This window comes from Cupriavidus sp. MPR-AND1C, from assembly GCF_058809705.1.
Genome location: NZ_JBXASU010000007.1, coordinates 140,216 through 146,215 on the forward strand (window position 1 = coordinate 140,216; position 6,000 = coordinate 146,215).

Genomic DNA, 6,000 nt, shown 5'->3' on the forward strand with positions numbered 1-6,000 from the left:
CGGCGGGGGTACCGGCCCCCGCCCTGGTTAGCGCACTAGCCAAAACTGACCGCGTTCACCGCGCAGGACGACAGGTTGGACTCGTAGCTGCCGGGGCGTACACCCCATTGCCCTCCCCGCTGGGCCTGGAGCCAGAGCTCGATCGTTGTGATGAGAGTGGCATCGTGGACATGCTTGTCCTGCCGCCAGCAGACCTTGACCTCTGTTCCGGTGGTGGCTTCGGTGAATTTTTCCTGGCAATACTTGGCCATGGCTGACTCCTTGAAGGATGCAACTCGTGGAATGGCAGACCTCACATCACAGTGAAATAGTCGCGCCAGGCGGCCTGCAGCGCGATGCGGGTATGTTCCGGCACTGTGGCGTTGTTGAAAGTGGGCGGCCGATTATTGCCGAAGTAATAGGCGGTGCGATCGTTCGTCGCCATATGGTCGCGCGTGGCATCGTCGACGCAACGACTCATGTGGATATCCGGAAAGGCCGGATTCTCGTAGTACACCCAGACGCCAATGCCGTTCGTGGGGTCGCGATACGTGCTGACTTTCCAGTCGTCCATCATGGTTGCTCTCCTTGAAACGCTACTGCAATGGATGCGCTGGCGGGCGTGTCCCCGCTAGCGCTACGAAACCGGCTTGCTGATCACGCCCAGCAGGACCGGGACATCCGAGCCGCTGGCATCGAACGAGACTTCGGTGCCGTTGCAACCCCTGCATGCCATGACGCCCGGCGCATCCTGGCTCACGCCCTGTACGGCAAACGGACCGACCCGCGTCAGCGCGGTGGCGAGCGCCTGAGCCTGCTGAGGGCTGCCGGCGCGCAGTGTAACGCGCGGCTGGTAGCCGATGACTGCACCCGTTGGCAGCAAGGCAAGCGCACCGGCAGCGCTAAAGAAATCGGGCGCGCCGGCAGGCAACGCGGCCTGGCCGCCACCCAGCAGGCCGGCGTCGAACCAGTTGCCCGGGGACAGCGCGAAGACGCCGAATCCACCCAGCGACAACGTCAACCCATTGACCTCGTCGAGCAGGCCATCCGCCGCGCCGTCGACCGTCGTCGATAGCGAAGCGGCGTTGAGGGCGCCAGCCGCTACCGTGTCTCCGGACGCGTGCAGGTCCAGGAAAGAAGGCCAGTTCCCTGCATCCGTCGGATCCGGCGGCCCTGCGCCCTGCGAGGCAGCGGGCGCGGTCTCGGCTAGCGCAGCCAGCCCTTGCGGCGGCACGGACACGGACCAGGCCGTGGCGCCGCTGGCCGGCGACGCGCGCCATGTGGCCAGTCCCGTCAGCCAGCCGTCGATCGCGTATTGCGGGCAGCGGAATACGGTTCCCGTCGCATAGAGGCTGGCGGCCATGTTCAGGTCCGACGCCTCCTGTTGCGCTGCCTGCAGGCAGCGATTCAAGGCCGTCGTGAGCGCCAGCATGCGTCCGCCCAGCCGGACTAGCAGCGCCTGATGCGCGTCCAGCGCTGCCGCGGACACGCCACCCGCCATCGCATCGTTTGCGGCATTGGCCGCGAAGTTGACGCCCGTCGGCGTGGCAGGTCCGGGCCGCCATGCCAGCACGGCGTGCCGGTAGCGCGCTAGGTCGGATTGCAGGCCGCTCGACCGGGCAGCCGCCTGCAACAAGCCGGGCTGCGCCGCGGCGCTTTCCACCAGGTAGCTCAGGCACAGCCAATATGCGGCAAACAAGCCACTGCGTGGTGCGTAGGCACCGGCGGCAGCGGGAATACTGTCGCCAAGCTGGTAGGTGCACCAATTGCACACCTGCGCATCCGCGCTGCCCAGGCCGCTGAAGGTGGCAACCCCGGCGACGGAGAACACGTCGCTGCCAGTCACGCCCACATGGCTGGCAATCGCCGCGGCATACAAGCGCCAGAGCGCGCGGTCGGATAGCACGGCGAGACCTCCCGGCAGGATGGACAGGAACGCGGTGCAGCCCCTCGCACGAGCGCGCGAGGGACTGCCACTGCGAGTGGCATCAGGTGCCGAGCTTCTGGCTTACGACCCCAAGCAGGATCGGCAGGGTGCTGCTGACCGGGCCGATGGTGACTGTGGCCGATGCGTCGTCCCACTTGATGTCCTGCTTTGTGCCGTAGGTCGACACCGTGGCCGAGCCGAGGCGGAACGGCCCGATGCCAATCGATGCGGTCGCCTGTGCCTGCCAGCTGTTCTTGACGTTGCTGTAGTCGCTGGCCGCCATCTTCAGCGTCACCGTCGGCTGGAAGCCCACCACGATCTGCGTCGGCATCCGCGCCAGCGCTCCGCTGTCGCCGAAGAAAGCCGGCGCGCCGGGTTTGAGCCGCTGATGGTAGGTCGACACCAGCGCGCCGTTGTCCCACCACAGCCCAGGGCTGACCGGAAAGGTGCCGAAGCCGGTAAAGTCCACGGTCAGGCTGAAGTCCGTGCTGGCGGTATTGACGCTGGTCTTCTGGCCGCTGGCCGAACCGCTGCCGAAGAAGGAGAAGAAGTCGCCGAACAGGCTGGCGTCCACCGAGGTGCTCCAGCCAAACTCGTCGAAGTCATAGGTCTTCGAAGCGGAGGTCACCGAGATCGACGCGCCGGCGTTATTCTTACCGGCGACGCTGGCCTGCTGCCACTCGGCATACTTGGTGCTGAATGCTTGCAGGGCGTAGGACGGCGCAAAGGCCGAGATTAGGTTGTTCGCCGGCACCGGATTGGTGCCGCCGATTACCACCGGCTGGCTGCCCGCGGGCGCGACGCTGCCTATCTTGACTGGCATGTTGTACGGGTTCTGCAGCGACATGCTCTGCGCGCCGTTGATGCCCACCTTTGCGCGGGCCTGCTGCACGACGCTATAGCCGGCCCCATAGGCCTGGATCATGATTTCGTCATAGGCGCTGGCAGCGCCGATCAGCGCATTGTTGGCGCTCAGGTATGACGGATAGCTCTGCTGCACCCAGGTCTGGAACGCAGGCGGCGTGGGATTGACGTTCTTGTAGGCACCGTAAGCCGTGTAGGCCGCCACCTGGACGTTGTTGAATGTCGTCTGGGCGGTATTGAGCGCGGCTGCGGCCTGGTTGACCTGGCTGGCGAGGTTTGGGTTGACCATGGCGCCAAGGTCCACCCAGTCGAGGAAGGTCGCGTACGTCGCCAGCAGCCCGCCCGCTGGTGCGTATGCCGGGCTGTTGGCAGGCACGACATCGCCAATGCCATACACGTAGGCATTGATAATGCCAGGGTCGGCGTTGCCGAGGTCCACGTTCAGGGTGGTAGAGCCAGCGCTGAACTGCTGCTGGGCGGACATGCCATTGGGAAAGGCGGACGCCTGCAGGGCGCCCATCCACTGTTTCCACAGACCCACCGTATCGACGTTTGCCATTTTCCAGCTCCAGATCGTTTGTCGAGAAAGGACGGCGCCGGCATCAACCCCGTCGTCCGCCGACGCGCCGTGCCTTGCCGCCATCGCGCATGCACCGTTCGTCTGGAATGCATGGTCGCCCATCGCGGGCGCCGGCGAACCGTGTCGCTGGCTGATTTGCACCTTCAGGAAAACTGATTCGCTCGTCAGCAGCCCGGACCGGCGGAGGCACAGGCGCGGTTCGCGCGGGGGCGCAACGGCTAGAACAGGCCTTCGCGAATGGAGTAACGCGTCAACTGGGCAATGCCCTTGACCTGAAGCTTGGCCATGATGTGTTCCCGATGGGTACCTACTGTCTTGGCGCTGATGTGCAGCCGTTCGGCGATCTCCCGGGTGGAGTGACCCTCCACCAGCAACTGCAGGATCTGCCTCTCGCGCACGCTGAGTTGCGCGCTCGGCGCCGTCGCGCCGTGGTGCCGCGCCGAGCGCAGGCTGGCGACCATGGCGGTGGCAACTTCCGGACTGAGATATGAGCGTCCGCCCGCCACCGTGCGGATGGCCTTGCCGAGCTCGTCGTAGGCGCAATCCTTGAGCAGATAGCCGAGCGCGCCGGCATCCAGCGCGGCGGCGATCATGCGCTGCTCGGCATGCGCCGAGAGGCACAGGACGCGCGCCGAGGGCACGGCAGGCACGATGCGGCAGAGCGCGTCGACGCCGTTGAGTACTGGCATGCCGAGATCGAGTGCGATCACGTCGGGGAGCAAAGCCTGAGCCATTCGGAAAGCTTCCATACCGTCGGCGGCTTGCCCGATGACGGTCATGTCGGCTTCCCGCTCAAGCAAGGCGGCGAGCCCCTCCCGGAAGAGCGTGTGATCATCCGCCAGCAAAACGCGCGTGGTCGGCATCTCTAACCTCGCCATATGGTGTCGCTCCCGTCGCGATGCGGCGAGCCGTCGGCGTCGGCGCCACCCCCCCGCCCGTGGCCTATGGGCATTACGATGCGCATGCGAGTGCCGATGCCCGGCGCGGAGCACACTTCGAGGCGCGCGCCCAGCGCGCGAAGCTGCGCCGTGCTGCTGGGCAGGCCAAAGCCGCCAGCAGCAGCGCCCTCGCTGGAGACGGCGCCGGCATCGAAGCCACGGCCGTTGTCCTCCACGCTGACCGTCACGTGACCGCGCCCACAGGCCGTACGCACCCACACCTGGGCCGCACCGCTGTGCTTCCGGACGTTGGCAAGCAGTTCGTTCACCACACGCAGCAACACTGCGGTGGCGGCTTGCTCAAGCAGCACCTGCGGGCCGCGCAGATCCAGCAGCAGGCGGGGTGCGCCGCTCGATCCGGCCCGTGCACGATGCGCCAAGCTACGCAGCGCGTCGTCGAGCGGCCCCTGCGCCAGCAGGCCAAGCCCGAGGTCGAACGTCGCCGAGCGGATGTTGCCGGCAACGTCCGCCACCAGCTCACGCGTCTCGTCGATCAGCGCCCGCGCCTGCGGCGGGCACGCCAGCCTCTCGAACTGGCCCAGCCGCAATAGCGCCAGGGCAAGCACCTGGCCCACCTCGTCGTGCAGGCAGCAGGCGATGCGCTGCCGCTCGCATTCCCGGGCCAGAAGGCTGGCGTCGAGGATGGCTTGCTGTTGCTCGCGGCGCCGCCGCCCGCGCGTTGGACGATTGGCTTGGTACGCGGGCCTGCGCTCTGGGACAAGCCCGTACGCGCCCCAGAGCACCGACCCGGAATTTTTATTTTGCTCCATGCCTGCCCCTAATAAAAACCAACTAACGCCCGTGCACGCGAAAATCTCTTTTAAATATTTTTCAATTGACTTACAGTTCGCTGAGTGCCGCGCCAGCTCTAGCTTTCCAGCCTACAAAGCAAAGCCTGCGCAGCATCATCCCGCCGCGCGCACGCACCTTGCAATACTGCCAATGCCGTATCTCCGTTAGCACGGATTCAAGCATTCGCTCAAGGCGCCAGCAGGCCATGACGTAGGCAATAGATCGCCACGCCGGCCGCATTGCCAACCCCGAGTTTCCGGCACAGGTTCTCCCGATGCTTGCGTACGGTCAGGTTGCTCAGGCCGAGCTCTCTGGCGATCTGCTTGCTAGTGTGCCCCGCGGCTACGCGTTGTGCGATGTCACACTCGCGCTGCGTCAGCACAAGCGGTGGCACGCGATCCGGATGCGCCATCTCTGCCGCTCCGATGGGCCGCGCGAGATCAACGAAAGCCGTGCGCCACCGCGTAGGCGGCAAGCTGCGCCGCATTGCGCAGGCCCGTCTTGCCGAGCAAGTTGCTGCGATGCTTGCGGGCGGTCAGCACGCTGATCTGTAATTCGGTGGCAACGGCGCGGCAACTCATGCCGGATGCGACCAGGGCCAGGACTTCTCGTTCGCGGTGCGTCAGCGTGGCTGAGGAAATGTGTTGTGCCTGCATATGGCGCCAGAGGGGGGGGAATAAAGCCGCCAATTCTGGCAGAAAGTGGCCCATTGGGTGGCACGATGAAGATCGCTATCGTTGCGCGCACGCCCCAGCCGGAAAGACCATCGCCGGCCATGGCCCGGGCGGCGTGGACTACGGTGGACTAAGGGTGGGAGCGAACTCCAGTGCAAAGCGTGGCCACCGGTGCTCGCTGATCCGCGTCGCCCGTCAATCCTTGCCCTGCCCGGCAGCGGCTTTCCCCTGAGCCCCCCCCCCGAC

Annotated in this window: 8 protein-coding genes; all 8 read right to left on the bottom strand. The window is 65.9% G+C overall.

Translation table 11 applies throughout. The features are described from left to right. Positions 1-35: 35 nt before the first annotated feature. Entirely contained in the window at positions 36-251 is a 216-nt protein-coding gene (locus tag AC1RWI_RS06955) for a hypothetical protein (protein WP_043346252.1), read from the bottom strand. A 41-nt stretch (positions 252-292) separates the two neighbouring features. Next, a complete protein-coding gene (locus AC1RWI_RS06960) occupies positions 293-556 on the bottom strand; it encodes a hypothetical protein (RefSeq protein ID WP_492865305.1) in 264 nt (87 codons plus the stop codon). A gap of 60 nt (positions 557-616) precedes the next feature. Continuing rightward, the gene (locus AC1RWI_RS06965; RefSeq protein ID WP_492865307.1) at positions 617-1,885 is read right to left on the bottom strand and encodes a hypothetical protein; all 1,269 of its coding nucleotides are present in this window, start codon (positions 1,883-1,885) and stop codon (positions 617-619) included. An 82-nt stretch (positions 1,886-1,967) separates the two neighbouring features. Beyond that, complete coding sequence (locus AC1RWI_RS06970; protein WP_492865309.1) at positions 1,968-3,329, bottom strand: hypothetical protein; 1,362 nt, start codon at positions 3,327-3,329, stop codon at positions 1,968-1,970. Between the two features lie 239 nt (positions 3,330-3,568). Beyond that, positions 3,569-4,213 carry a response regulator gene (locus tag AC1RWI_RS06975; protein WP_043346259.1) on the bottom strand — a complete coding sequence of 215 codons (645 nt, stop codon included), beginning with the start codon at positions 4,211-4,213 and terminating at the stop codon, positions 3,569-3,571. A 2-nt stretch (positions 4,214-4,215) separates the two neighbouring features. Continuing rightward, positions 4,216-5,058: a sensor histidine kinase gene (locus tag AC1RWI_RS06980; protein WP_492865311.1), complete on the bottom strand. Its 843-nt coding sequence runs from the start codon at positions 5,056-5,058 to the stop codon at positions 4,216-4,218. A 209-nt stretch (positions 5,059-5,267) separates the two neighbouring features. Continuing rightward, complete coding sequence (locus AC1RWI_RS06985) at positions 5,268-5,492, bottom strand: helix-turn-helix domain-containing protein (RefSeq protein ID WP_173430662.1); 225 nt, start codon at positions 5,490-5,492, stop codon at positions 5,268-5,270. Positions 5,493-5,520: 28 nt separating this feature from the next. Continuing rightward, a complete protein-coding gene (locus AC1RWI_RS06990) occupies positions 5,521-5,736 on the bottom strand; it encodes a response regulator transcription factor (protein ID WP_492865313.1) in 216 nt (71 codons plus the stop codon). Positions 5,737-6,000 lie beyond the last annotated feature (264 nt).